Below are 25,552 nucleotides of genomic sequence, written 5' to 3'. Positions count from 1 at the left end.
TGGAGGTGGTAAATATACTAAAAAATTCCTCATTTTTTATAGCCGTATAGTGTAAAAGGTGCCTGTCACCATTAGAGTGTCAGACACCTTTTTAAGGGTATTAAACTTATTTATTGTCTAATTGTTTTTAGAGCACCGCTCCACTTAACTACTTCGTCAAGCATGGCATTTACATTTGTTAAGTGTAGTTCAGCTGGTTTGAAGACACTGCCATTTTCGAAGTCAGTGAATAATGACAATGTTGGATGTGTACGAACGTCTGCTACTTTTAATTCTCCTAGAATACCGCGTAAGTGTTCAGCAGCACGGGCACCGCCTGTTGAACCATAGCTTACGATTCCTGCAGCCTTGTCGTTCCAAGCTTCACGTGCAAAATCAAGGGCATTTTTCAAAGCGCCTGTAATGCTGTGATTGTATTCTTGAACAATGAATACGAATCCATCTAAGCTTGCTAGTTTTTGGTTCCATGCAGCAATTCCTGGTTCTGAACCATCTGTAGTACCTAAGAATGGTAAGTTGAAGTCTGCGATATCAACGATTTCGTAATTAGCATCGCCGCGTTTGTCAGCAATTCCTTTTACCCATTCGCCTACTTGTGGACTAACGCGTCCTTGACGTGTGCTTCCTAAGATAATACCGATGTTTAATTTTGTCACTTTATTTTCCTCCTCTGGTGTTTGACCAAATAATCGATTGAAAAAACCCATTGCTTGCACCGCCTTACTGATGTATTTATCTTTGATGCGAGTATCTCAAAAACATTTATTTTTAATTCGAGATAATCATATTATATAGTTAATTGTATGTCAATAGTTTTTTATAAAAGAATAACTGATATTGATGTGATACAGCTCACTACAATGATAATTATTTTCATTTAAACTATGGATAGTGAAAATAAGGAGGAAAAGATGATGGATATGGAAAAAAGTGACCGTTTACGTGTCATGCTTCAAGAAGCATTGTCACCATTATTTGAGAAGATAGAAAAATTAGAAGAAGAAATACGATCGTTAAAAGAAGAACAACGTGAGCTTAAAGAAATACTTAAAAATCAAAATCAGTAATTTGTTTCCATAGAGATAGGAAGTTGAAAGAACCTAAGAGGAACCAATATTGGTTCCTCTTAGGTTCTTTTAAGTTATCTATCAATTTCTATAAAAGATTTAAGCCTTTTGAAGCTTCTTCTCACTATAAAATGCCGGTTTTTCGTTAAGAACAATCGCTTCTTTTTGACCTGTTTGCTGGGCTTTCACACATGCATCCGCTGTTACGGCTGCAATATAGCCATCCCATGAGGTTGGTCCTTGTGGCTCGCCCTTTTTAGTAACGGAATCAATAAAATCTTGGATTTCAACATTATATGCATCCATAAAACGATATTTCCAATCATTTAAGATGCTTGTGCTAAGTTTTTCATCTTTGCGCATCACGATACTTGAGTATTCAGGTAATTTTGCCACTCCATCTTCACCGATGACTTCACATTGAATATCATAGCCATATTTACAATTGACAAACACTTCCACACTCATCACAATCCCGCCAACTGTTTCGATGGTAAATAATTGTGGGTCTTGCAGCTTTTCATGTGAGTATTTTGTTTTCCTTGGAAAAACAACTTGAACAGATTTATAGTCATCATTGACAAGCCAGTGAAGCACATCAATTTCGTGGATTAATGTATCTACAACAGCCATTTCCGTCACATAATTTTCACCTACAGTTGGATTACGGTGTGCCGCACGAATCATTAATGGCTCACCAATTTCATGATTATCAATGGCTTGTTTTAATTGAACATATCCATTATCGTATCGGCGCATGAAGCCTACTTGAACTAATTTTTTACCTTGTTTCATTTCTGCTTCCACAATTCGCATACAGCCTTCCGCAGTCGTCGCTAACGGTTTTTCACAGAAAACATATTTACCAGCCTCGACTGCTGCGACAACCGTTGCTTCATGAGCAGGTCCCCAGCTTGTCACAACAACAACATCCACATTCTCATCGGCAATTAGTGCTTGATCGTCTGGATAAACGACAGCATCTAATTGATACATTTCAACCGTTTGTTTAGCTGATTCCTGATTAACGTCCGTAACAGCGACAATTTTTCCCCCAGATAATTTATTGGTAATTCGATCAATATGCTCTCTGCCAATTGCCCCAGTTCCTACTACACCAAATTTTAAAGTCATGTTGATACTCTCCTTTTTGTTTACGTATTTAAATTGATCCATCCAGATAACGCTTTCATTTTTCACTTAATTCATCATTCCATCACTGGTTGATCCGATTATTGATTAGAAGCTTGTTTTTGACTTTCTTGTCCATAGTTTCGGAAATAATCTTCTAACTGTTCAAGTGACTTTCCTCTCGTCTCTGGCAAGATTTTATGCACAAAAGCAATGGCAGCAATTCCACACACTGCGAAAATGAAGAAGGTGATCGACAAGCCTACTGCACTTAATAATATTGGGAAAAACAGGCCAACAAGGAAGTTTGTGATCCATAAGCAGAATACAGTTACCCCCATTCCAATACCACGTAATTTTAACGGGAAGATCTCTGATAACATTAACCAGGTTACAGGCGAAATCGCACCCTGTTGAAAAGCAAGAAAGGTAACAGTCAAGCCAAGAACGACAAACGGAAGTGCCGGAGATCCTTTAAGTACGATCGAGAATACCCCAATGAGGGCAAGAGCTGCTGTTGTTCCTGCCAATCCAGCGATGAGCATAGGACGGCGGCCGATTTTTCCAAGTAACCAAATACCTACAAAAGTTGCTATGACTGATATTGCTCCATTTGCAATATTACCGATTAATGCCGCATTGGTTGAAAAACCTGATTGCTGAAGAATTTGAGTACCATAATACATAATAGAGTTAACCCCTGTAATTTGCTGTACAATGGCAATCCCGATTCCAATTCCAACAATCCGGCGAACCCATGGTACGTTTAAATCCTTAAATGTCGCATGGTGAATGCCTGACTCCAGGGCAATATTTTCTTTAATCTCTTTCAGTTCAGAATCTGCAGCGTTTGCTTCCCGTATTTCTTTAAGGACTCTTAGTGCATCCCCCAGTTTTCCTTTTGATGCAAGCCAACGCGGGCTCTCTGGAACCGTTAACATTCCAAACCATAAGACCACAGCCGGAAGTGACGCAATCACTAACATATAGCGCCAAACATGTGATACTCCGTCACCAAACGCATTTCCAAGGATGGCATTAAATACAAACGCTAACAGTTGGCCGGAAACAATCATTAATTCGTTCTGCGTAACCATCCTTCCCCGCTTCTCGACCGGAGACATCTCTGCTAAAAAGGATGGCACCATGACGGATGCAGCCCCAACGGCTAACCCTAGCAAGAATCGGAAGACGATCATAACACCAGCAGACGGTGAAAGCGTACATCCAAGTGCGGCAATAAAGAATAGTAAAGCGAGATTTAAAATCATTTTGCGGCGGCCAAAACGGTCGGATAAACGCCCGCCAAATACGGATCCAAGGGCAGCTCCAAACAGTAATGAGCTTGTCACAAGACCTTCCGTCGCCGGTGTCAGGTTGAGCTGGTCAGGTTTTGCCATAAAAGGTAAGGCACCGTTAATCACACCGGTGTCATATCCAAATAGAAGGCCCCCAAATGTAGATATAACCGTAATCTTTTTTAAAGCTTTTTGGTAATCACGTGGTTTTTCAATCGCCTGATTACTCATAGTCTCCCTCCCCAGGGTTCGTTTTTTTTATTAAGCTTTAATCAATGAGCCATTTTCTAACGGAATTAATTCTTCATTAATATAATTACGGGCTTTCAAGGCATACTCCAACGGATGTGCAACTGAGGGGTCTTGTTCTGCTTCAATGACAATCCAGCCTGAATAATTCACTTCGAGAAGCTTGTTATATACTTCTGTAAAATCAATGCAGCCGTCACCAGGAACGGTAAACATTCCTGCTAAAAATGATTGTAAGAAGGACTTTCCATCTTTTTCACATTGTTCTTTTACCGCTGGACGCACATCTTTAAAATGAACGTGATGGATACGATTGATATGTTTATTTAATAGAGTCATATAATCAGCATCGGATACATAGATATGGCCGGTATCATACAGTAAATGAACGTGAGTAGGATCCGTGTTTTCCATTAGACGATCAATCTCGGCTAATGTTTGGACACCCGTCCCCATATGATGGTGAAAAACTAGCTTCAAATCATATTCTTCAGCAATTTTCCCTAATTCATTTAGTCCCTGGCATAACTGATCCCATTCTTTATCTGTGAAGGACGGTTTTTCTTTGAACACATTTTTTTCTGTACCCTGAATACTATAAGTTTGCTCTGATACGACAGCAACAGCTGCGTTAACCGCTTTCAAATACTCGCAATGTTTATGGAACGCTTTAGAGGCTTCTTCCACACCATCTCGAATAATAAAACTGCTAAACCATTGTCCGGCAATTTTTAATTTGCGGAGTTGAAGCTCTTTGTTCAATACTTTCGGTTCTGGAAAAAAGCCGCCAACTTCTGTTCCTTCAAAGCCTGCTACTACAATATCACTTAGTAAGTGGGACAAGGTATTCTCTGCCCCAATTTCCGGGATGTCATCATTGCGCCATCCAATTGGAGCAATCCCCCATGAGATTTTTTTATTTTCCATCGTATAACCTTCTTCCTTATAAAAAGTAGGACTGTTTAACCGGTTGACCTTATTTTATAAATTATGGCGAATCGATGTATTATAAAAAATTGCTATCAAATTATCATTTCTTGCTAAACTTTTATAAGTTTATCAAAAATTAACAAAAAGATATCCACAGAAATGGATATCTTTTTAAAAATAGATAATTAAAAACAAAGTTTTCTAAACTTCCCAGGAGTGATGCCCCCAGTAGATTGGGAGAACACTCGAATAAAATGGCCAATACTATTAAATCCGCACTCCATGCTTATTTGCTCGATTGAAAGATTGGTTTCCACCAATTGATTCTTAGCCTGGATCAATCTGTAATTTAGTACATATTGGTGAGGGCTGGTTCCTATATACTTTTTAAACGTCCGACAAAAATGATATGTACTTAAATTGGATATTTCACTCAGCTGGTCGACGGAAATTTTAGATGCGTAATTCTCACTAATAAAGGATAGTACGGCTTGAATTTCTTTTGGTACTGCTTTTGCTACATTTGCATCTCTATTTTCAAACGTATTCCGGGTACTCTCTACTAAATTACCAAGCAGTTTATAAATTTCTAGGGATATCGTAAAGTCTATTTCCTGATTCGATGCGATCAGGGATAAGATATTGGGAATATTATTTTGTTCACTCGGCAGTCTAAACGTGCAGCCCTTTCTTTTGTATAACTCGTTATACATAGCTTGCGTGTGACTACCTGTAAAGTGAAAAAATTGGAAGGTTGTTTCTTCCATTGCAGAGTAGTTATTTTTTTCTTTACAATCTAACAGAACAATGTCATCTTTCGAGGCTACAAATGATTGGTCAAGATAGTGGAAATGCATCGATCCCTTTTTTATATAAAAAAGGATAAAGGAATTCATGTAATCCCGCTTAATGCTGTAGGGAACATCTACTATATATTCACCGCCCCATAGGACATAATGATATAATTCTTTCGTTAATGCGGAAGGTTCATAAAAATATAATCCCTTTTTTGACTTGATGCCTGGTTCTACTTTTGGAATATAGAAATTCATTTTTCTCACCTCTCACTAATTGTAAGCACTCTATATATAGTATATTTTATACTGACTCAAAAGGTAATGGTCTATTTTTTGGAACTATTCGTATAGAATAGCACGGTGGAAATTCTCTGAACATCATATAAACGACCTAATTCCTTACCAAAAGTGATCAAATAAATTATAAAATAGCACCAAAATACAATTTTAAAGCAAGATTATATAGAGTAAAAAAGGAAAATTTCTATTAAACTGAAATCGCATACATAAGTTATGAAATGGAGGCTTACCAATGAAATTATCATTTAATGAAGGAACAACATTTGAAAGTGCTTCTCTTCAACAGAATTTAGAGTATTGTGAAAAACACGGTTATGATTTTATTGAAATTCGCTCAATTGATCAGTTAAAAGATTATCTTAAAGAGTATACATTAGATGATTTAAAAGCCTATTTTGATACCCATCATATTAAACCACTTTCTTTGAACGCATTATGTTTTTTTAATAACCGTACAAAAGAAGACGAAGAAAAGATTATTGAGGAATTTAAAGAATACTTGGAGATTTGCAAAAAAATAGATTGTCCATATATTTGCGCGGTACCTTCTAATATTGATGTGACGGAAAAAGGAAAAACATTAACGGAAGAAGTAAATGCAAGTTGTATTCGAGTGTTAACCCATCTATCTGATTTAGCCGAACCATACGGAGTAAAGATTGCGATTGAGTTTATCGGCATTCAGGAAAATACCGTTAATACATTCGCACAAGCATACAGTATTGTAAAAGCAGTTGATCGAGATAATGTGGGTCTCGTGTATGATACTTTCCAATTCACTGGAATGGGATCAAGATTAGAAGATGTAACAGATGAGACAGCAGATAAATTGTTTATCTTCCATATCAATGATGTTGAGGGTTATCCGATTGGGCAAATGCGTGATAGTGACAGAGTTTGGCCTGGGCACGGTGTGATTGATTTAGAAGCGCATTTGAAAAGATTAAAAGAATTGAATTATGATTTTGTCGCATCCGTAGAGTTATTCAGACCAGAATATTATCAAATGAACCCTGAAGAAGTCATAAAAAAAGCAAAAGAAACGACCTTGGAAGTATTGGAAAAGTACTATATTAAACACGCTGTTCATAATTGATCGAATGGCATAAAGGATCTTTTGCAGAAAAAGTCCTTTATGCCTTTTTTATTATTGGCTGTGTTAAACATGGATGTTGATTTCCGCTCCAGGCGCTCGCTTTCCGCGGGCGTGCCGGGGAGCCTCCTCGGCGCTAAAGCGCCTGTGGGGTCTCCCCAGCCCCGTACTCCCGCAGGAGTCGAGCGCCTTCCGCTCCAATCAACATCGTTCCAAAATCAACAATAACCTTTAACACAGCCTTATTAGTTAATACATTTTTAGTTTTAAAGTTTTTCTTACTGGGCCTTACTAAAAGATTTTTTCATATTCCCTTTATCATACTTTGAACGGAATTGCTCCTCCAGTTCTTCAAGTGTAAAGCCATTTGTTTCTGGCATAAATTTGTAGACAAAAGCAATTCCCAATAAGCCAATGACAACAAAAGCAAAGAATGTAGCTGATAAACCTATCGTGCTTAAAAGAATAGGGAATGAAAAACCAATAACAAAGTTGACAGCCCATAAGAAAAATACACTAATACCATTACCAAGGCCTCTTAATCTTTGTGGGAATATTTCCGCAGCAACTAACCACGTTACCGGTCCAATACACCCTTGCATAAAAGCCAGGAATAAAACGGTCAAAGAAAGTACAAGATACGGCAGTGCAGGAGAACCTTTCAGTACCATTGAAAATATTGCAATCAATAAAAGTGAAGTGGTTGTGCCAGACAAACCAATAATCAACATTGGACGTCGGTTCACCTTGCCAATCATCCAAATACCGAATATGACAGCAAGAACGGAAATAAGTCCATTTGCAATGTTTGCAATTAATGCAGTCTTCGTACCAAAACCAGCCTGCTCTAGAATTTGCGTACCATAATACATAATGGAATTAACCCCAGTTATTTGATTCACGACGGAAATTCCAATACTTATTAACAAAATACGGCGTAACCATGGTGTAGAAAAGTCTTTAATGGTTGCTTTTTCAAGATCTGCGTCTCTTTTTACGGATTCTTCAATTTCCTTAAATTCTGCAATAGCACGTTTCTCGTCACGGATTTGTTTTAGGACGCTTAGCGCCTCCTCCTTTTTCCCTTTTGATGCCAGCCATCTTGGGCTTTCAGGAACCTTGAGCATCCCAATAAATAACATAAAGGCCGGAATTGCACAAATAAAGAGCATGTAACGCCAAACATGTCCAGTATCGCCCATTGTTACACCAAGAATAGCGTTAAAAACATAAGCTAATAATTGTCCGCCGGTTATCATAATTTCATTCTGAGCCACCATTCGTCCTCTATTCTCGGCAGGTGCCATCTCTGCCAGAAAGGACGGTACCATTGAAGATGCTCCTCCAACAGCAAGTCCAAGCAAGAATCTAAAGGTAACCATTACTGAAACATTGGGAGCAAATGTAGTTCCAAGTGTTGCAATCAAAAATAATAATGAAAGATTAAGGATCATTTTACGTCGGCCATAGCGATCTTGCAGCTTCCCTCCTGGTAAAGCACCAATTGCTGCACCTGCAAGAAGCGAACTAGTCACAAGCCCTTCTGTAGTTGGCGTAAGATTAAGCTGGTCACGTTTTGCCATAAAAGGTAAAGCGCCATTAACAACTCCCGTGTCATATCCAAAAAGAAGTCCCCCAAATGTTGCAGAAATCATAATCGTTCGTAAATTACGTTTAAAATTTCCTACTTGATTACCCATGTATTTTCCTCCCACGTTTTTTTACTTATCTTTCCCCTTAAGCCTCTCATTCTCACAATCTCATTAAAGCGTTTCCAATAAATTTTATACAATAAGGCCTTTTAGATCATCAAAGGCCTTTATTGGAATGAAACTTTATGTTTATTGGTATTCAACCCATACAGCACCATTATCTGCAGAGCGTACACAATTCTCAACCCAGCGAACACCTTCTACTCCTGCCTCGATTCCTGGATACCAAGATGCATCTAACATTTCTCCGCGATCGGCTGCAACCATCGCCTTTGCAAAACGAGTATATAGGTTTGACCATGCTTCAAATAGTCCTTCTGGATGGCCTCCACCGATACGGTCATCTGTAAGTGCTTGTGGATAGAGGTAATCCATACCACGATCTAAAATCTGTGCCGGTTGACCTTGAACTTCATATCTTAATTGATTAGGATGTTCATCCCACCATTCAATGCTAGCTTTGGAACCTATTACACGAATCGTTTGCCCATGCATGGAGCCAGCATTAACACAGGAAGACCAAACATACCCAACAGCACCATTATCATATTCCATAATGGTAAATGCATTGTCCTCAAGTGGCGCACGGCTCTTCACAAAACTCTGGCGGGAACACATTAATTTTTTAATTTTTAAGTTTGGCAACATAACCTCGGATATATACAATGGATGTGTTCCTACATCACCCAAAACATAACTTGGACCTGCGACTTTTGGATCAACGCGCCATTTGGTGCTTTCACTATTTTCTTCTACAGCAGCAGAATGGAAACCATGTGCAAACTGCATTTTTACGATCCTGATTTCTCCCAAATCTCCATTTTCAATCATTCTTCGTGCCTGATCAATCATCTGGTGTCCAGCATAACCATATGTAACGCCAACAACAAGATTTTTTGCTTTTGCAAGTACTTGTAATTCAAGTGCTTCTTCAGTGGTAAAACATAGAGGTTTCTCACACACAACGTGAAGTCCAGCATTTAGAGCTGCTTTTGTGATTTCATAATGTGTTCCGTTTGGAGTAGCAACAGAAACCGCTTGAATCCCATCTTCACGCTTTGCTTCTTCTTTAAACATTGTTTTGTAGTCAGGATAACAACGTTCTGGATCAACATGTAAATTAACCCCAAAATCTTTCCCTCGTTCGGGATTAATATCAAAGGCACCCGCAACCAATTCAAAGTTATGATCACGTAGCGCAGCTGAACGGTGTATATAGCCAATTTGGCTTCCACGTCCACCACCTACCATTGCCCAGCGGATTGGCTGCTCAACGTTTTTTTCACCATTAATCATGTTTTCATTCTCCTTTTTCAAAATCTATTAATATCCAACACTCATTAAATAATCCACACTTTGTTTTACATCACGTAAACTGGTATCAGCGTTCCTTGGGTCCCGTTCCTGTTCAATCGTAATATAACCATGGTAATTGATCTCTTTTAATAATGAATAAATGGAATTGTAATCGATGATTCCCTGTCCAATTGGGCACATAACGCCTTTAGCGCATGCCTCAAAAAATCGAATAGGTTCTCCCATAACTTGATCGTAAACATCCAGATCAATATCCTTAAAGTGGATATAGTCCAGACGGTCCTTGTTGTCTTTAAGCCATTGAACCGGATCCATTTTAGAATAGTAAAGGTGCCCTGTATCCAAGCAAAGTCCTGCTATTTCATAAGGAATATCTTCTAAAAGCTGCTTAATTTCGTCTTCAAATTCTATATAGCCACCTGCATGCGGATGGATCACTGTCCGCACACCAAACTTGCTGGCCTGTTCTGAAAGAGCTTGAATATGGCTCATCATCCTGTTCCAATCCTGGGCAGATAACCTTGGTGCTCGATCTGGATGACCGGCATTGTAGTCCCTTTCATCATGCCCCCAGTCAATGATAACCAAATAAGGGGTTGGAAATTTTTGTCCTTCTTCTTTTGGTGAAGGAGGCAGTTTCGTTATCAAAGAACAAATATCGTCGACCTGCTGTAACAAATTTTCCAAATTACTTTCTGAAACCAAATCATCAAAAATGGTCCCAGCTATAATCGTCAGGTCATTTTTGGCGAGCTCGGATTGTACTCTATCAATGTCCATAGGTATATAGCCATATGGACCTAACTCAATTCCTTTATAACCAGCTTGTGATGCCTCATTTAAAACTCTCTCCCATGGCGGCAGATAAGGATTTTTTGGATCATCCACACCCCAGCAGCAAGGCGCACCTGAAATTTTAATACTCATTTGAAACACCTCCAAAACTTATAAATTAATTATAAATTCAGTCTAAATTAACCGCTTTCACTATCTTGTTTAATTTAAGCGGTTTATTCTACATAAATAATAAAAAGTTTCACTATCTTGTTTTTTGTAGTTTTTGAGAGATTTTGATTATTTTTTAACGTGAGATTCTTCAAATTTCCCGAGAAATGTAGAATCCTGTTATTTATTGATAATTGGTCGTTTTAAAATTCGAAGGCTGCTATACCTATTAGGGGAGAAATAAGAGGAAAAATAAAAAGCAATAGTGACTATTGCTTTTAGCTTTCATATATTTGAATAGACTGAGTTTCTACTTTTTACTTTTTATCCATAGCTGTCGATATTTTTTGGGAGACATACCGACTGTTTTAGAAAAGAGGGTCGTAAAGTAGCTGGTATTATCGTAGCCAACAATACCAGCAATATTTGTAACACTTTCGTTTGTATTAATAAGTAATGACTGTGCTTCGCCGATTCGACGTCGAATAATATATTGAATGGGTGAAAAGCCAGTCGATTCCTTGAAAACATGTGCTAAATAATAGGGACTTATGTGAAGTGTTTCCGAAAGAGAATTCAATGAAATTTCCTCCAGATAATGTTCATCAATGTAAGCTTTGATGTTGTTTGATAATACTGATTCCTCTGATTTAGATAAGACGTGGTTTTCCTGTGGTATTTGTAAGATATGCGTAAGCAGTGCACGCAGCAGATAACTGCACATTTCCTCTGCCCCAGCTTTTTCCTCAGAAACTTGTGAATACATCATTTCTAACAATGATTCAATCTTCGAAGCATCCTTTCCACTGCGTAAAACGTATGAAGATTCCTTTGAAACCAAATGATTTTTTGGTAACCAAGGCAGCTTCACATTTGTAATACCTAAACAAAAAACGCTCATATTTGTATCCGGATTTCCATATTCATCGTGAAGAACACCTTCGTTATATATTAAAATATCACCTTTAAGCGTTTTATATTGTCGTTCACCAATTAAATGACTGCCATTTCCTTCTTTGATAAAAATGATTTCCAATAGATCATTGTGCATATGCATCGTTCTAGGTAAGCTTGTGTGGGTTGGATCAACATTACAAATATAGAGCAATTTGGGGATTGAACCATTTTCGAATATTGGATTAAAGTCTTTTTTTACAAAATACTGAGTCATGATTATTCCTCCTAAAACGTTGCTTTAGCTTTCTTTATAAATGAGACTGTTAACCCAGTGTTTTAATTACCTTCTAAATAGACTTTAAACGATGAATATCTCAAATGACAACTTATTTTTTCATTCTACTCTTCACGCCCAAGCAACATGGAGCTCCTGATATCTTAATACTCATTTGAAACACATCCGGACTTAACATATATTATTTATTGGACATGGAAAAAAAAGAGAAATATTGAGAATAACTTATATTTACACGCTTTCATTATGAATGTCAGCGTTTTTTTCATACATGTTTTCGTTTTCATCATGATTGCTAAAGAGACTCTCAAGGTACAAAATTAAATTAACCAAATTATTCCTAGGGGGGAATTATGATGAAAAGAATAATGGGATTCATTCAACATACAATGCAATCTTTTAACCATTCAATGGACCAATATGGAGAAGCACGAATTGTTTTTTATGAAAGTATGTCTGCTTTAAGCGAACAAAAAATAATCTCATTTAACAAAGCCTATACAAAAAAACGCGGAGCGGCCCTCTAGACCATCTCCGCGTTTCAGTTATTCATTTATTTTTATCTATACTCTCATTTTAAAGTTATCCTCTATTTGTTCTAATGATAACCCTCTTGTCTCTGGCAGATTTTTCGCTACAAACACGATCCCACTGAATCCAAACACAGCAAATAAGAAAAATGTTCCTGAAAGTCCGAGTGTGCTTAAAAGAGTAGGGAACAATAGTCCTACTATAAAATTACAAAGCCATAAAAATAGTGTAGCAATTCCCATACCAACACCACGTATGCGAGCAGGAGAAGTTTCAGCAATAATCAGCCATCCTAAAGGACCAATTGCCCCTTGGAAGAAGGCTAAATATAGGACTGTCAGTGATAATACTACAAATGGCAAGACAGGTGAACCAGCAAGTACGAAAGTAGAAATTCCAATCGTTATTAGAACAACGGTTACACCAGTTAAACCTGTAAGCAGCATGGTCCGTCTGTTAATTTTGTTCGTGAGGGACATACCTACGATAACAGCAATAACGGCGATTAATCCATTTGCCACGTTTGCAATCAAAGCTGTTTTTGTTCCAAAGCCGGAATTTTCAAGAATTTGTGTTCCATAATACATAATAGAGTTTATACCGACTAACTGCGATATTGATCCAATTACAACCCCTATTAATACCATCTTTTGAATCCAAGGTATTCTTAAATCTTTAAGTGTTGCCTTTTCCATTTTTTGCTCTGCTTGGATATGTGCTTTTATTTCATTTAATTCTTGTTGGGCTATCCCCTCATTACGTATCATTCGAAGCACTTTTAGTGCATCAGCCATTCTTCCTTTTGATGCTAACCAGCGCGGACTTTCTGGTAAAATAACCACGCCTATCCATAAAGCCACAGCTGGTAATGTAGCAATGACTAACATGTAACGCCAAACATGTCCTGTATCACCAAAGGCATTTCCGATGACTGCATTAAATATATAAGCTAGAAACTGCCCAGTTACGATCATCAATTCATTTCGAGTGACCATCATGCCCCGCCGGTCCGATGGAGACATTTCTGCAAGATACGATGGTATGATCACAGAAGAGCCACCGACAGCAAGACCGAGCAAAAAGCGGAAAACAATCATGATGGAGGCATTTGGTGCAAGAACGCAGCCTATTGTTGAAAATAAGAATAAAATGGCTAGATACATGATTAGGCTTCTGCGTCCTTTTTTATCAGATAACCGGCCTCCCGTTATGGAACCAAAAGCAGCACCTAAGATTAATGAACTCGCTACTGCCCCTTCTGTAAGGGCATTTAGATTTAATTGGTCTGGTTTAGCCATAAATGGAAGTGCTCCATTAATTACCCCTGTATCATATCCAAATAATAGCCCCCCAAATGTTGATACAGTTGTAATTAATTTCAAGAACTTTTTTGGGTTCTTTTCCTGGACATGTTCCAGTTGAACTGGATTCTCCGAAACGTTGAGGTTTTGCATGTTCAATTTCCCCTTTGTCTAATTATTTTAGTACCATTTCTTCTGCCAGATTCCTTAAGATTAAAATAATAAACTCCCATATAGATCCTTGCTAATTCGATTAATTTAAAACGCTTTCATTCTAGTTAAAAAAAATATTTTATCTAACCGAGGAACAATCTATGGTCATTGCTCCCCGGCGTATTCTTTTATAAGGATGCTGTTAATTTACACTAGCTGTGGTTTTTTGCTCTCATAATCTACCCAAACGGAGCCGTTGTCTGCAGAACGAACACAGTTTTCAATCCAGCGAATCCCTTCAATTCCAGCGTTAATATCAGGGTATACCAGATTTTTCAATGTTTCCTCATCGCCGCGATTTTTGGCATCAATGGCAATGGCAAATTTCAGATAAATATTTGCCCAAGATTCGGATAACCCTTCTTGATGTAATGCTCCCAAACGCTCATCCGCATTACATGTTTCATCCAAGTACGGCATGGCACGAATTAAAGTTTGAATAGGTTCTCCCTGAACTTCGTATCTTAGTTCATTTGGTTTGCTATCCCACCATTCCAGGCTTGCTTTCGATCCGACAATACGAATTCTGTGGCCGTCCATACATCCTGCATTGATTGAAGATGTCCATAGTCTGCCTACTGCTCCGTTTTCATATTGCATCAGAACAAAAGCATTATCCTCTAAAGGAGCACGGGATCCAATAAAACTTTGTCGGTCACATAATAATTTTTTAATTTTCATATTTGGCATAATCAGCTCGGACATATAGTAAGTATGGGTTGAAAGATCTCCCAAAACAAAGCTTGGACCAGCAACCTTAGGATCCACACGCCATTTTTGGGCAGCATTTGACTTATCCCCTTGTTCGGTTGCACTAAAACCATGTGTGTACTGCAAATCAACGACACGTATTTCACCGATTTTGCCTTGTTCAATCATTGCCCGCATTTGAAGTAACAATTGATTTCCAGAAAAACCATAAGTTACTCCGACAATTTTTCCTTGTCTTTCTGCCAGTGCTTTAATTTCCTCACCCTCTGCCATGGTAAAGAACAAAGGCTTTTCACAAATAACATGTAACCCGGCTTCCAATGCTGCTTTCGTAATTTCATAATGGGTACCATTAGGAGTGGCAATGGATACAACCTCAATACCATCTTCCCGTTTCGCTTCTTCTGCAAACATTTTTTTATAATCAGGATAGCAGCGATTCTCATCGACACCAAGATTAACACCAAAGTCTTTTCCTCTTTCTGCATCGATATCGAATGCACCCGCTACCAATTGATAAGCTGTATTATCTCTTAGTGCACCAATGCGGTGTTTATAACCAACCTGGCCAGTTCGCCCGCCCCCGATCATAGCCCATCGTAGCGGTCTTGCAATTTTTTTCTCTCCATTTAACATGGTAAAAACTCCTCCCAATTGAATAATTTTTAGTTGTTTTTACAGAATTTTCTATAAAATTAAAAGCTAAGTGTTTGCTTTAAAGCATCTATCGATGTTCTTATTCCTGCCTCAACGGACATGGTCAGATCTTCCATTTCCAGTGACACTTCAGCGTTATATCCCATCATGCGTACAACAGAGAAGAATTCTTTCCACCATTGCAAATCCTGGCCGCAGCCGACAGCTACATAGTTCCAAGCTCTATTTGCTGTATCCGTAACCTCTTTTGTTTCCAATACACCATTAACAGCTGATAAATGTCTTTCAATTCTTACGTCTTTACCATGAACATGGTGAATCGCTGCTCCCAGTTCCCTGGCTGACAAAATTGGATCAGCCCCCATCCAGATTAAATGGCTTGGGTCTAAATTCAAACCAACCATAGGTCCAACAGCATTTCGTAATCTAAATAATGTTTCCGGATTATAAACCAACATCGAACTGAAATTTTCAAGGGCAATTTTTTCGACACCGCATAATTCAGCCTTTTTTACCAACTCTTTCCAATACGGGATGGCTACTTCATTCCATTGATAATCCAAAATATCTTTTAATACTGGAGGCCAGCTGACTGTATAGGTAATCCAGTTAGGAATTTTATCTTCCGGGCTTCCTGCCGGCAGACCACTCATCATAATGACCTTCTTCACACCAAGTAATCCGGCTAATTCCATTGTTTTTTCTGTTACTTCTCTGTGCTCTTTGCCAAGTTCACCTGGATCTAAAGGATTTCCAGAACAATTCAAAGCACAAAGCTTAATATTCCGCTTTTCTAATTCACCTAGAAATTCACTTCTTTTTGCTTCACTTTCCAGCAATTCATTAAGACGCAAATGTGGAGCCGGTGACCATCCTCCTGTTGTCATTTCAATGGTATCAATCCCCATTTCAGCCACGGTATCCAACATTTTTTCAAACGGCAAGTGGCCTAAGCTATCTGTTACATAAGATAATTTCATAGAAATCTTTCCTCCTTGTTTGCTCAATGTGAATTTATTGCATGAGAGTATTTGGTTTTTAAATTTAAGGACATCTTACAAATCAACTTGTTTCTAGGGAATTCGCTTTCATTTCTCTATGTCTGTATTTTCCAATGAATCACCTTATATGATATTGTAATGACCTTGTTTACATAGGTAATTATATAAAAAGAATTCAGAATAGTAATTAAATTATAGAGACATGTTTTTATACTTTAAGGACATCTTTTTTAAATGATTAAATTTAAATCGTAAAAAAACACCCCTGATATAAATAGTGGAGGTGTCAGTTATGCGAATATGTAGTTGTATTTTGGTCTACAAACAGAGAGCGAAACTTTCCTGGTGATATTTGCATCATGGAAGTAAAAACACGGGTAAAATATTGAACATTCATAAAACCCGTTTCCTCAGCAATTTCTTTTAACGATAAATTCGATTTTTTGAGTAAAATCATAGCATTTTTTATTCGTTCGTCTTGAACGTACTTTGAAAAACTTACCCCTAATTCAGTTACAAAAACTCGCGACAAATGTCTTCCGGATATGTGTAAATGTTTGGCTACTTCAGTAAGTTTCAAGGAATTTGATAGATTGTCATGAATATATAACTGCGCCTGAATAAGGAGAACTGAATGCTGCTCAGGATCATGTTTATGATTACTCTTATTTAAAGCGGGAACAAAATCCTGCAAGATGGAGAGAATAAGAGAATAAGCAATATTAGAAAGCATCTCTTCAAAAAACTCATTTTGCCGTTTTGTTGCCTGGATAAGCAATGATTTCCATAATAAAGCTGTTTCCATTTCATCTTTATTATGTAAAATAACTTCGGTGCATTGTTTGGCGGTCTCCATAATTCTGTTCCAGCTTTCACTCGACTCTGCTTCAATTAGTTCAAAGGCAACATATAATAAAGACAATCCCTTTTCACTTTTTATTTGGTGCAAAATTTCAGGTCTCGATAAAAAAAGTGTATTCTCTTCAAGAGTAAAGGTATTTTGATCGTCTATGTAAGTTCCTTCCCCCTCAACTACATAACACACCTCGAAAAAAGAGTGTTTATGTAATTGATTGTCATAATGTTTCGGCATGACTCCCCAATAATGGACTTGAAAAGAGGCACCATTTTGGTTTAAACGATGGACATAATCATTCAAGGAAGTTTTTCCGGACAGGTATTTATTTAAATCCAATTCAAGCACTCCTTTTCCAAACAACTGCCTTATTAATCTTTCATTCTAGCAAGATATTAAATAATTTATTTCTGTCATTATAAGAGAAAACGGTTGCAATAACAAGATTTACAAGATTTCCGAGAAAACACGCCCACTCACATTACTTTTATTTATTGCTTTATACTTTTTCAATTTATTATAATAAAAATACAAATACATTAGGCGATATTACTAATTACTTAAATATATTGCTTTTATCAATTTAAGGAGAGCACTATGAAGATCATTGAAAAAGGCGTATTGCAAAAATCTGAGATCTTTTTTCATATTCCTAGTGATTTTGCTAAAGAGGCGCTTTACTGTTTGCATGATTCTGGCCTTTTCCACTGTGATGATAAATATATCGTGGAAAGAAAAAATTACAACAACTTTCTTATCATGTTGATTAGGAAAGGATCCATGACTATTCGATATAGAGAACAGGAATATCAAGCTAGAAAAAACACTCTTGTATTTCTCAATTGCCATGAACCGCATACATACCTGGCAAATGAAAATGTCTTCTTTGAATGGTTTCATTTTTCAGGCATTGCCAGTCAACATTATTTTGATTTTCTTTTTGAGAAAAGTGGATGCATTTTTTCCATCGAGAATAATTTTGTCATTCCAGAATGCATGGATCAAATTCTCCAAATGGCCGAAAAGGGTAATATCAATGAGCATTTTGTTTCTATGAACATTCATAAAATTATGTATGAGTTGAATGAGATTTCAAATGAATCAACCGATATTCAAGAAAAAATTATCCTCCAAGCGATTGCCTATATTGAGAACCACTTTGATACCGAGATCAATCTTAAGGAGCTAGCTCAATACGTCAATTTAACTCCCTTTCATTTTTCACGTGTATTTAAAAAATATACTGGATACTCGCCGTATGAATACGTCCTTAACTTTCGCATAAACCATGCGAAACAATTGCTTCAGAACACGAATCTTTCAATCAAGAAGATTGCTATTACATCAGGATTCAATAGTGATACCCACTTTATAACAACCTTTAAAAAGCATACAAACCTAACACCAAAGCAGTTTAGGGAAATACAATTCTAGGAACCTAACGAGCATAGACGCCCAATAAAAAATCACTTCAAATTTGGAAGTGATTTTTATCGTGAGCTGATATTACTTTCCTATAGGCTCTGTTAAAGGATATTGTTGTTTTTTTACCCTGTTGATTGGAGCGGAAGGCGCTCGACTCCTGCGGGAGTACGGGGCAGGGGAGACCCCGCAGGCGCATAAGCGCCGAGGAGGCTCCCCGGCACGCCCGCGGAAAGCGAGCGCCTGGAGCGGAAATCAACAGCCAAATTTAACAGAGCTTTCCTATAAAGCCTTAAAATTATCTTCTATTTGTTCTAATGACAGCCCTCTTGTTTCAGGTAAGTATTTTGCTATAAAAATGACACCCAAAATACCAAATACAGCGAATATGAAAAATGTTCCTGAAAGTCCAATTCCATTTAAAAGAACAGGAAAAAACATACCTACTAGAAAATTGCAAATCCATAAAAACAAAACAGCTATCCCCATTCCCATACCACGTAAACGGGCAGGGAAAATTTCTGATAATGTCAGCCATGTCATCGGACCAATAGCTCCTTGAAAGAAAGCTAAATATAGGACGGTCATTGATAATACTACATATGGCAGCATTGGCGAACCAGCAAGGGTTAAAGTTGCTATCCCAATCGAAATAAGCGCAATGGTTGCACCGATTAAACCGGTAAGAAACATGGTCCGTCTATTCACTTTGTGCATGATGGACATTCCAACAATAACGGCAATGACAGAAATTAAGCCATTTGCTACGTTTCCGATCAATGCGGTTTTTGTTCCAAAACCAGAATTTTGAAGAATTTGGGTTCCGTAGTACATGATCGAGTTGATTCCTACTAATTGCGATATAGCTCCAATCCCCATACCAAGAATGATAATCCGTCGAACCCAAGGTATCCCCAAATCTTTGAATGTCACTCTCTTTGCTTTTTTCTGTTCTAAGAGATGGGCTTTAATTTCATCTAATTCTCGCTCAGCGACATTCTCTTGACGAATCTGTTTAAGTATTCGTAGTGCGTCCCCAACTCTTCCCTTTGAAGCTAACCAACGAGGACTTTCAGGTAAAATAATGACTCCAATCCAAAGCGCCACAGCTGGTAATGTAGCAACCACTAACATGTAACGCCATACATGCCCTGTATCTCCAAAAACATTTCCAAGGGCGGCATTAAATACGTAGGCAAGAAACTGTCCAGTCACAATCATTAATTCATTTTGAGTCACTAACCTGCCACGGCGTGCTGAAGGTGACATTTCGGCGAGATATGATGGAACGACTACAGAAGCACCCCCGACAGCAAGTCCTAATAGAAAACGGAAAATAACCATTACAGTTGTATTGGGGGCGATGACGCAGCCTAATGCAGAAAACAAAAATAAAATGGCAAGATACATGATAGCCTTACGGCGCCCCTTGTGATCCGATAAACGTCCCCCAAATAAGGAACCAAAAGCAGCGCCTAATACTAAAGAACTTGCGACTAAACCCTCCGTGAAAGGTGTTAAGTTTAATTGATCAGGTTTAGCCATAAATGGAAGTGCACCATTTATAACGCCTGTATCATAACCAAATAATAGTCCCCCAAAGGTTGATACAATGGTAACTAACTTCAAAAACTTTTCTGGGTCCTTTTTCTTTGCATGTTCCAGCTGAACTGACTTTTCAGTCACTCTGATACTTTCCATGTTAAATTTCCCCTTTGCATTAGTTTACATGTTAGTCCAGTTACTTTATGTATTTAGCAATATAGAAGTCTATCCGATTCTCCAATCACCTAAAACCAACATTGTAATCGCTTTCTATTCGTATTAAAAAATAAACCATTCTTAGAGTATTTTAGTAGTGTTGTCATGTTCTGAAAATGGTATTACCATATCATATTAAAAGCACGAGAGCCTGTCAACCAGGCTCTCAAAGCTTAGCCCATACCAATTGTTGTTAAGTATTTTCTGGTTCTTTTTGCTATTGGAAATGGTTTCTCAAAAGGAGCAGGGTACATATCCTGTTCAACGATTGCCCAACCTGTAAAGTCAATATCCTCTAGGACTTGCACGAAGGCTTTCATATCGACAACGCCAAGTTCTGGCTCACACATGATATCCTCACTCACCGCTTTTGCGAAGGACCATTTCTGTACTTGCATTTTTTCTCTTACCTTTAGATCACAGCTTTTCAAGTGAAGATAAGGAATTCGATTGTAATGTTTTCGCATAAAGGCAACCGGATCTCCATCCGCGTACGCATGATGACCTGTATCCAAACAGAGATTAATATCCGTGTCATTCAAGAGTCTTTCAATTTGCTCTTCCGTTTCAACATGGCTTTGGGCATGAGGGTGAAAAACCACTTCCAAACCGTAATTTAATTTCGCATGATTCCGGATTTTTATGATGTTGGCAATAAACTTGTCCCAGTCTGCACCGTCTAAAACTCGCGGTCTTACCAATTCACCGGTAAAAAGATCGGTATAACAATCATCAATCAAGACAACATATTGTGCACTTTCAAATTTCAGTTGAAGCTTGGCCATCTCATCCAGCAAAGCAATCAGTTCCTCCGTTTTGCGATCGGATGTAAGATCTCCCACTAAGGTTGTTGCGGTCAATTCAAGATTTCTTTTCTCAAGTTCTTCTTTTAAGCGATCGTATTCATTCGGAAGGTATCCCCAGGGACCCAGTTCAATTCCAGCATATCCGGCTTCAGCCATTTCATTCATACATCTTTCCCATGGTGTCTGTTTTTCATTTTCTGGGAACCATACTCCCCATGAATCTGGTGCTGTTCCAATTTTGACGTTCATGTTCTCTTTCCTCCTTTAAATGACTGCTGCTACTTGCTTTTCTACTTCTACCCATTTTCTTTCTGCGGCAGATTCCAGAATAGCGCTTACAGTTCTGTCAATTTTATAACCAAACTCAAAATCACACGCGTATGGCTTGCCCTCCGTAATGGCAGAAAGCAGTTCATGTGCCTCTAAAACTTTCATATCATTGTATCCAATCGCAATCCCGGATGCAGGATAGAAGGCATTGTATCCTGCATGATCAGGACCAAGAAATACATTTCTGAAGCCTCGATCTGCACTATTGTCGGACGTGAAGTAGACATTCACTTCGTTCATTCTTTCTAGCGAATAGTAGACAGACCCCTCGGTTCCTTGAATTTCAAATGAAAGATAGTTTTTGTGCCCTGTTGCCACACGACTTGCCCCAATTGTGCCAATTGCTCCGTTCTCATATTCTGCAAGAATATTAATCAAGTCATCATTTTCTACATCTGCAAGTTCCGATGAACCCGCTTGTTTAGGTCTTTTTGGAATAATGATCTTCGATAAAGCATTTACACTTTTGATATCTCCAAGGATAAACTGAGAAACACTAAGTAGGTGTGAACCAAGATCACCAAGTGCACCGCTGCCAGAATGTTTGTTGATGTGACGCCATGTAATTGGCAATGTTGGATCCAATAGTCCATCCTGGTCGTAAGTTCCGGAGAACCTCATGATTTTACCTAGTTTACCAGAAGAAACAAGTTCTTTAATATAAGCGTTTGCAGGATTCATCACATTGTTGTAACCAACATAATTTACGACTCCCTGTTGCTTAGCAAGTTCAGCTAATTCTTTCGATTGCTCTGCCGTAAGGGTTAGTGGTTTTTCACAGTAAACGTGTTTCCCATTTTCTAAAGCTGCTTTTGCTACCTCATAGTGGAAGGCATTTGGCGTAGCGATATCCACGACATCCACATTTTGATCCGTAACAACATCTTGCCAATGATTAACCCATCTTGAAAATCCAAGTTTCTCGCACGCAACCTTAGCTGCCTCAATACTTACATCTGCCACCACTTCAAAAACGGGTTTTCCGGAGTCCGGTCCAAACAACATTAAAGCATTTAAAAATGAATTAGTATGAGCCTTCCCCATCCATCCTGCACCGACAAGTCCTATTCTGATCTCCTTCATATGTATCTCTCCTTCTCAAATCACTATTATTTATTGCTTTCTACACCTTTGATTTTATTACAATAAACACGCAATTACATTAAGTAATATTGCTCATTTACTTAAACATCTTGCTCTTTGTAGAAGTGTTCAAAACTTCGAAGTATTTTGAAAGAGAGATCCACTTAAAAAGTAAAAAATTCCCCTTTTTAATTAAAAAGGGGTTAATACACCGACTAGGCCAACAAGAGACGCAATCGTAACCATAACCGACCAAGTTTTAGCCGTTTTACCGATAAAAACTAAAAGTGCAACACCTGGATTACCTAAAAACTGCGCTGTTGGCAAAAGACTTGATTTTGTTGCGACAATTTCAACTATAGCCTGGAATGCGATAAAAATAACTGGAATAAGAGCGGTAAACATACTGATACCAAAACCAGGCATGTCTTCTTCTTTAAAATGTTTTGGAGTAAATAAGCCTTAATCCTCTCTTACCCTCGTATTTTTTTATCAAGAAATTTGATATCATATACTTAGTAAGTGAAAATATTGAGGTGAAAATTGTGTTAGGAAGTGATCGTTCTCGTCCTGCATTCCATCAATCCTACGAAATAATTCGTGACAAGATTTTAAATGGAGAACTTCCTGGGGGTACAAAGATTGTTGAAGAAAAAATTGCGGGAGAATTGGGTGTCAGCAGAACACCTATTAGGGAATCCATTCGAAAATTGGAGCATGAAGGACTGATTGTGAATAAAAGGGTGGTCAAGCCTACTGAAAAAGACTTGCGAAATAGGTTTCAAGTCCGCATTTTATTAGAAGGCTATTCCGCCCAATGTGCTGCATCCTATTTAACCGAAAATGAAATTAATTCTTTATATGAATGTGTTGAGATCGGAAAGAAAGGGAACTTTGAAGAAATGATGAGCGCTAATGAGCGTTTTCATGAAATTATTGTCAATGCCAGTAATAACCCCGTTATGATTGATATTATAGATCAGATGCAATCTATGATTTATCTTTTCCGAAAAACAGTTATTTTTTATAACCGCCCTCATTTAATAGACGAACACGAAGAAATTTATAAGGCTATTCAAGAAAGAGATGGTCAAAAGGCAGAATTACTAATGAATAGTCACTTACAAGCTGATTTAGATTTTTGTTTACATCTCATTGACAGCTAATCCTCGGCCTAATATTCCTATACATGGTACACAAATAATAAATTCGAAGTATAAAAAAGCATCTGAAAATTACCAGATGCTTTTTTGGGTTATTTATAGCTCCATTACTGCCATAGTAGGTTTTTTAAATTAGGGAGTCTACAATGGAACTTTTTAATCTACAATCTAGCCGGACTGTTGTTCTAATTCGGAAAAATGTACTAATTTAATATTATATTGATTGTTTTTTCTCGTATTTCACAAAAACCGGAAGCATACTCGAATAACAATAAATATTCTTTTCCTCTATAAATGACATCCATATATTTCATAAACTCTCCATCCTAATTTTTAATAGATTTCTTTAATAACATTGACTAGGCACCAGCCTTGCTCGTTTTGACAGATTTTTCCGCCAATTCAGCATGATCTTTCCCCCAAATGATGATGAGAAGCGTAGCCAATAATCCCAGTACCCCAACAAAACAAAATCCGGCTGAAATTCCAATAAGTGAATTAAATATCCCTGTAAAAAATGGCCCTGCAAAGATACCAACAGCATAAATCGCCTGGTAGGCACCCATGGCGGTCGCTCTTTTTTCGGGTGCAATTTTTTCAATGGCCAATCCCAACAACAACGGGAAAATTAAGCCCAGTGAAAATCCGCTAAAAATCTGTACGGTCAATAATAATCCTTTACTCTGAACGAATGGGATCAGTAACGTAAAAACAGAGGCAAGGAAAAAGGCTGTTTTTAGGGCATTCCATTCACCCAAAAGTGGAACCAATACTCTACCCATAAAAAGAGTGGCAATGGCGTGAGGGATCATAAACGCAAACACGATCCATGTTAGCTCACTTTTCGTAAAGCCAATCTGGAGGGCATAGTTGGATGTAAATCCAAACATCGTTGAAAAAATAATACTGTGTGCCAAAATCGATAAGAGAGCCACCTTCAACAATGATGGTTCTTTTATAACAGTCGCTAATTCCTTCACCTTAAGCGGTTCCCTCTCTATTCCTTCTTTTGATTCAAAAATAAACAGGGACAGGATTACACCGAGAATGCTGAAAGATACAGCCAACCAAAATGGAGCTTTCCAACCCCATTCACTTACGATTGAACCACTGAAACTCATCCCTAAAAACTGGGCAAGAACGACAATAAATGAAATACTCCCCATTGCCCGGTGGACTTCATGATCAGCAAAATAACTTGGATATAAGACGGTAAAGGCGACCCACGTTGCTGCTGAAATTCCTGCAAGCGCGCGGGCTGCGAGAATCCAGCCTAAACTATCTGTAAATAAAAAGATTCCGCAACTTACCATGCTGACCAACATGCCAAAAATGATAAATGGTTTCCTAACTTTCTTTACATCAGAAAAGATTCCAATCGGAAGTCTGCATAAAAGCTGCATAATCCCGTAGCTGCTCAATACAATCCCAATAAATGTATACTTTCCACCCAATGATTCCATATAAGGAGAAAAGATAGGAACATAGAGAAATTGCGGAAACCACAATAGAAAGGAAACGACAATAAAAAGATATTTGTTTCTATTCGATCGTAATGTACTCAGGCATACCACCTCCAAGGTAATAAAGTTTAAGAAAAAAAGACTGAAGACTATGAAAATGATTCAACTGGGTAGCCAATAGACCTTATTAATTACCGAAAGATATTAAAATGACCCCTCTGGG

General features: G+C 38.0%; 22 protein-coding genes and 1 pseudogene. 5 read left to right on the top strand and 18 right to left on the bottom strand.

All coding sequences use genetic code 11. The features are described from left to right. Positions 1–110: 110 nt before the first annotated feature. On the bottom strand, positions 111–707 hold the full coding sequence (locus CVD27_RS12585; RefSeq protein WP_101648256.1) for an NADPH-dependent FMN reductase: 597 nt from the start codon (positions 705–707) through the stop codon (positions 111–113). A 207-nt stretch (positions 708–914) separates the two neighbouring features. On the opposite strand from CVD27_RS12585, the gene CVD27_RS28070 reads away from it, so the two are divergent. Further along, positions 915–1,067 (top strand): hypothetical protein, encoded by a 153-nt coding sequence (locus CVD27_RS28070; RefSeq protein ID WP_180960256.1) that lies wholly within the window; start codon positions 915–917, stop codon positions 1,065–1,067. Positions 1,068–1,166: 99 nt separating this feature from the next. On the opposite strand, the gene CVD27_RS12580 is transcribed toward CVD27_RS28070, so the two are convergent. The 4 genes from CVD27_RS12580 to CVD27_RS12565 form a co-directional block, all read right to left on the bottom strand. Further along, a complete protein-coding gene (locus tag CVD27_RS12580) occupies positions 1,167–2,201 on the bottom strand; it encodes a Gfo/Idh/MocA family protein (RefSeq protein ID WP_101648255.1) in 1,035 nt (344 codons plus the stop codon). 98 nt (positions 2,202–2,299) lie between these two features. Continuing rightward, positions 2,300–3,727, bottom strand: a complete 1,428-nt coding sequence (locus CVD27_RS12575) for a sugar porter family MFS transporter (protein ID WP_101648254.1) — start codon at positions 3,725–3,727, stop codon at positions 2,300–2,302. A 30-nt stretch (positions 3,728–3,757) separates the two neighbouring features. Next, a complete protein-coding gene (gene iolE, locus CVD27_RS12570) occupies positions 3,758–4,672 on the bottom strand; it encodes a myo-inosose-2 dehydratase (RefSeq protein WP_101648253.1) in 915 nt (304 codons plus the stop codon). A 188-nt stretch (positions 4,673–4,860) separates the two neighbouring features. After that, positions 4,861–5,727 (bottom strand): helix-turn-helix domain-containing protein, encoded by an 867-nt coding sequence (locus CVD27_RS12565; RefSeq protein ID WP_101648252.1) that lies wholly within the window; start codon positions 5,725–5,727, stop codon positions 4,861–4,863. A 277-nt stretch (positions 5,728–6,004) separates the two neighbouring features. Here CVD27_RS12565 and CVD27_RS12560 point away from each other — a divergent pair, with 277 nt between their 5' ends. Next, a complete protein-coding gene (locus tag CVD27_RS12560) occupies positions 6,005–6,868 on the top strand; it encodes a sugar phosphate isomerase/epimerase family protein (RefSeq protein ID WP_101648251.1) in 864 nt (287 codons plus the stop codon). Between the two features lie 275 nt (positions 6,869–7,143). Here the strand turns inward: CVD27_RS12560 and CVD27_RS12555 are convergent, their stop codons facing one another. The 4 genes from CVD27_RS12555 to CVD27_RS12540 all read right to left on the bottom strand — a co-directional run bounded on the left by CVD27_RS12555 (position 7,144) and on the right by CVD27_RS12540 (position 12,010). Continuing rightward, positions 7,144–8,565 (bottom strand): sugar porter family MFS transporter, encoded by a 1,422-nt coding sequence (locus CVD27_RS12555; protein ID WP_257984351.1) that lies wholly within the window; start codon positions 8,563–8,565, stop codon positions 7,144–7,146. A 141-nt stretch (positions 8,566–8,706) separates the two neighbouring features. After that, on the bottom strand, positions 8,707–9,873 hold the full coding sequence (locus CVD27_RS12550; RefSeq protein ID WP_101648250.1) for a Gfo/Idh/MocA family protein: 1,167 nt from the start codon (positions 9,871–9,873) through the stop codon (positions 8,707–8,709). Between the two features lie 27 nt (positions 9,874–9,900). Further along, positions 9,901–10,821, bottom strand: coding sequence for a sugar phosphate isomerase/epimerase family protein (locus CVD27_RS12545; protein WP_101648249.1), 921 nt, complete (start codon positions 10,819–10,821; stop codon positions 9,901–9,903). Positions 10,822–11,149: 328 nt separating this feature from the next. Further along, positions 11,150–12,010 (bottom strand): AraC family transcriptional regulator, encoded by an 861-nt coding sequence (locus tag CVD27_RS12540; protein ID WP_101648248.1) that lies wholly within the window; start codon positions 12,008–12,010, stop codon positions 11,150–11,152. A 377-nt stretch (positions 12,011–12,387) separates the two neighbouring features. Here CVD27_RS12540 and CVD27_RS28065 point away from each other — a divergent pair, with 377 nt between their 5' ends. Beyond that, positions 12,388–12,558 (top strand): hypothetical protein, encoded by a 171-nt coding sequence (locus tag CVD27_RS28065; RefSeq protein ID WP_180960255.1) that lies wholly within the window; start codon positions 12,388–12,390, stop codon positions 12,556–12,558. A gap of 36 nt (positions 12,559–12,594) precedes the next feature. On the opposite strand, the gene CVD27_RS12535 is transcribed toward CVD27_RS28065, so the two are convergent. The 4 genes from CVD27_RS12535 to CVD27_RS12520 form a co-directional block, all read right to left on the bottom strand. After that, positions 12,595–14,016 (bottom strand): sugar porter family MFS transporter, encoded by a 1,422-nt coding sequence (locus tag CVD27_RS12535; RefSeq protein ID WP_101648247.1) that lies wholly within the window; start codon positions 14,014–14,016, stop codon positions 12,595–12,597. 207 nt (positions 14,017–14,223) lie between these two features. Beyond that, complete coding sequence (locus CVD27_RS12530; RefSeq protein WP_101648246.1) at positions 14,224–15,423, bottom strand: Gfo/Idh/MocA family protein; 1,200 nt, start codon at positions 15,421–15,423, stop codon at positions 14,224–14,226. A 59-nt stretch (positions 15,424–15,482) separates the two neighbouring features. After that, positions 15,483–16,424, bottom strand: a complete 942-nt coding sequence (locus CVD27_RS12525; RefSeq protein WP_101648245.1) for a sugar phosphate isomerase/epimerase family protein — start codon at positions 16,422–16,424, stop codon at positions 15,483–15,485. A 307-nt stretch (positions 16,425–16,731) separates the two neighbouring features. Continuing rightward, the gene (locus CVD27_RS12520; protein WP_101648244.1) at positions 16,732–17,640 is read right to left on the bottom strand and encodes an AraC family transcriptional regulator; all 909 of its coding nucleotides are present in this window, start codon (positions 17,638–17,640) and stop codon (positions 16,732–16,734) included. A gap of 258 nt (positions 17,641–17,898) precedes the next feature. On the opposite strand from CVD27_RS12520, the gene CVD27_RS12515 reads away from it, so the two are divergent. After that, positions 17,899–18,735 (top strand): AraC family transcriptional regulator, encoded by an 837-nt coding sequence (locus CVD27_RS12515; RefSeq protein ID WP_101648243.1) that lies wholly within the window; start codon positions 17,899–17,901, stop codon positions 18,733–18,735. A gap of 270 nt (positions 18,736–19,005) precedes the next feature. Here CVD27_RS12515 and CVD27_RS12510 read toward each other — a convergent pair whose 3' ends face one another. From CVD27_RS12510 to CVD27_RS12495, 4 genes and pseudogenes are all read right to left on the bottom strand, one after another. Beyond that, positions 19,006–20,424, bottom strand: coding sequence for a sugar porter family MFS transporter (locus tag CVD27_RS12510; RefSeq protein ID WP_101648242.1), 1,419 nt, complete (start codon positions 20,422–20,424; stop codon positions 19,006–19,008). 233 nt (positions 20,425–20,657) lie between these two features. Beyond that, on the bottom strand, positions 20,658–21,539 hold the full coding sequence (locus tag CVD27_RS12505) for a sugar phosphate isomerase/epimerase family protein (RefSeq protein WP_101648241.1): 882 nt from the start codon (positions 21,537–21,539) through the stop codon (positions 20,658–20,660). Between the two features lie 15 nt (positions 21,540–21,554). Continuing rightward, positions 21,555–22,703 (bottom strand): Gfo/Idh/MocA family protein, encoded by a 1,149-nt coding sequence (locus CVD27_RS12500; protein ID WP_101648240.1) that lies wholly within the window; start codon positions 22,701–22,703, stop codon positions 21,555–21,557. Between the two features lie 192 nt (positions 22,704–22,895). Continuing rightward, positions 22,896–23,141 (bottom strand): annotated as a pseudogene (locus CVD27_RS12495) (GntT/GntP/DsdX family permease); the annotation flags it as partial. A 98-nt stretch (positions 23,142–23,239) separates the two neighbouring features. On the opposite strand from CVD27_RS12495, the gene CVD27_RS12490 reads away from it, so the two are divergent. Next, on the top strand, positions 23,240–23,869 hold the full coding sequence (locus CVD27_RS12490; protein WP_101648238.1) for a GntR family transcriptional regulator: 630 nt from the start codon (positions 23,240–23,242) through the stop codon (positions 23,867–23,869). A gap of 356 nt (positions 23,870–24,225) precedes the next feature. Here CVD27_RS12490 and CVD27_RS12485 read toward each other — a convergent pair whose 3' ends face one another. Next, positions 24,226–25,431, bottom strand: a complete 1,206-nt coding sequence (locus CVD27_RS12485) for an MFS transporter (protein ID WP_101648267.1) — start codon at positions 25,429–25,431, stop codon at positions 24,226–24,228. Positions 25,432–25,552: the final 121 nt, after the last annotated feature.

Origin of the sequence: Neobacillus cucumis (assembly GCF_002860255.1) — a bacterium.
Lineage (GTDB): Bacteria > Bacillota > Bacilli > Bacillales > Cytobacillaceae > Neobacillus > Neobacillus cucumis_A.
Note: the sequence above shows the minus strand (reverse complement) of the source record. Positions and strands in the feature narration are given on the sequence as shown.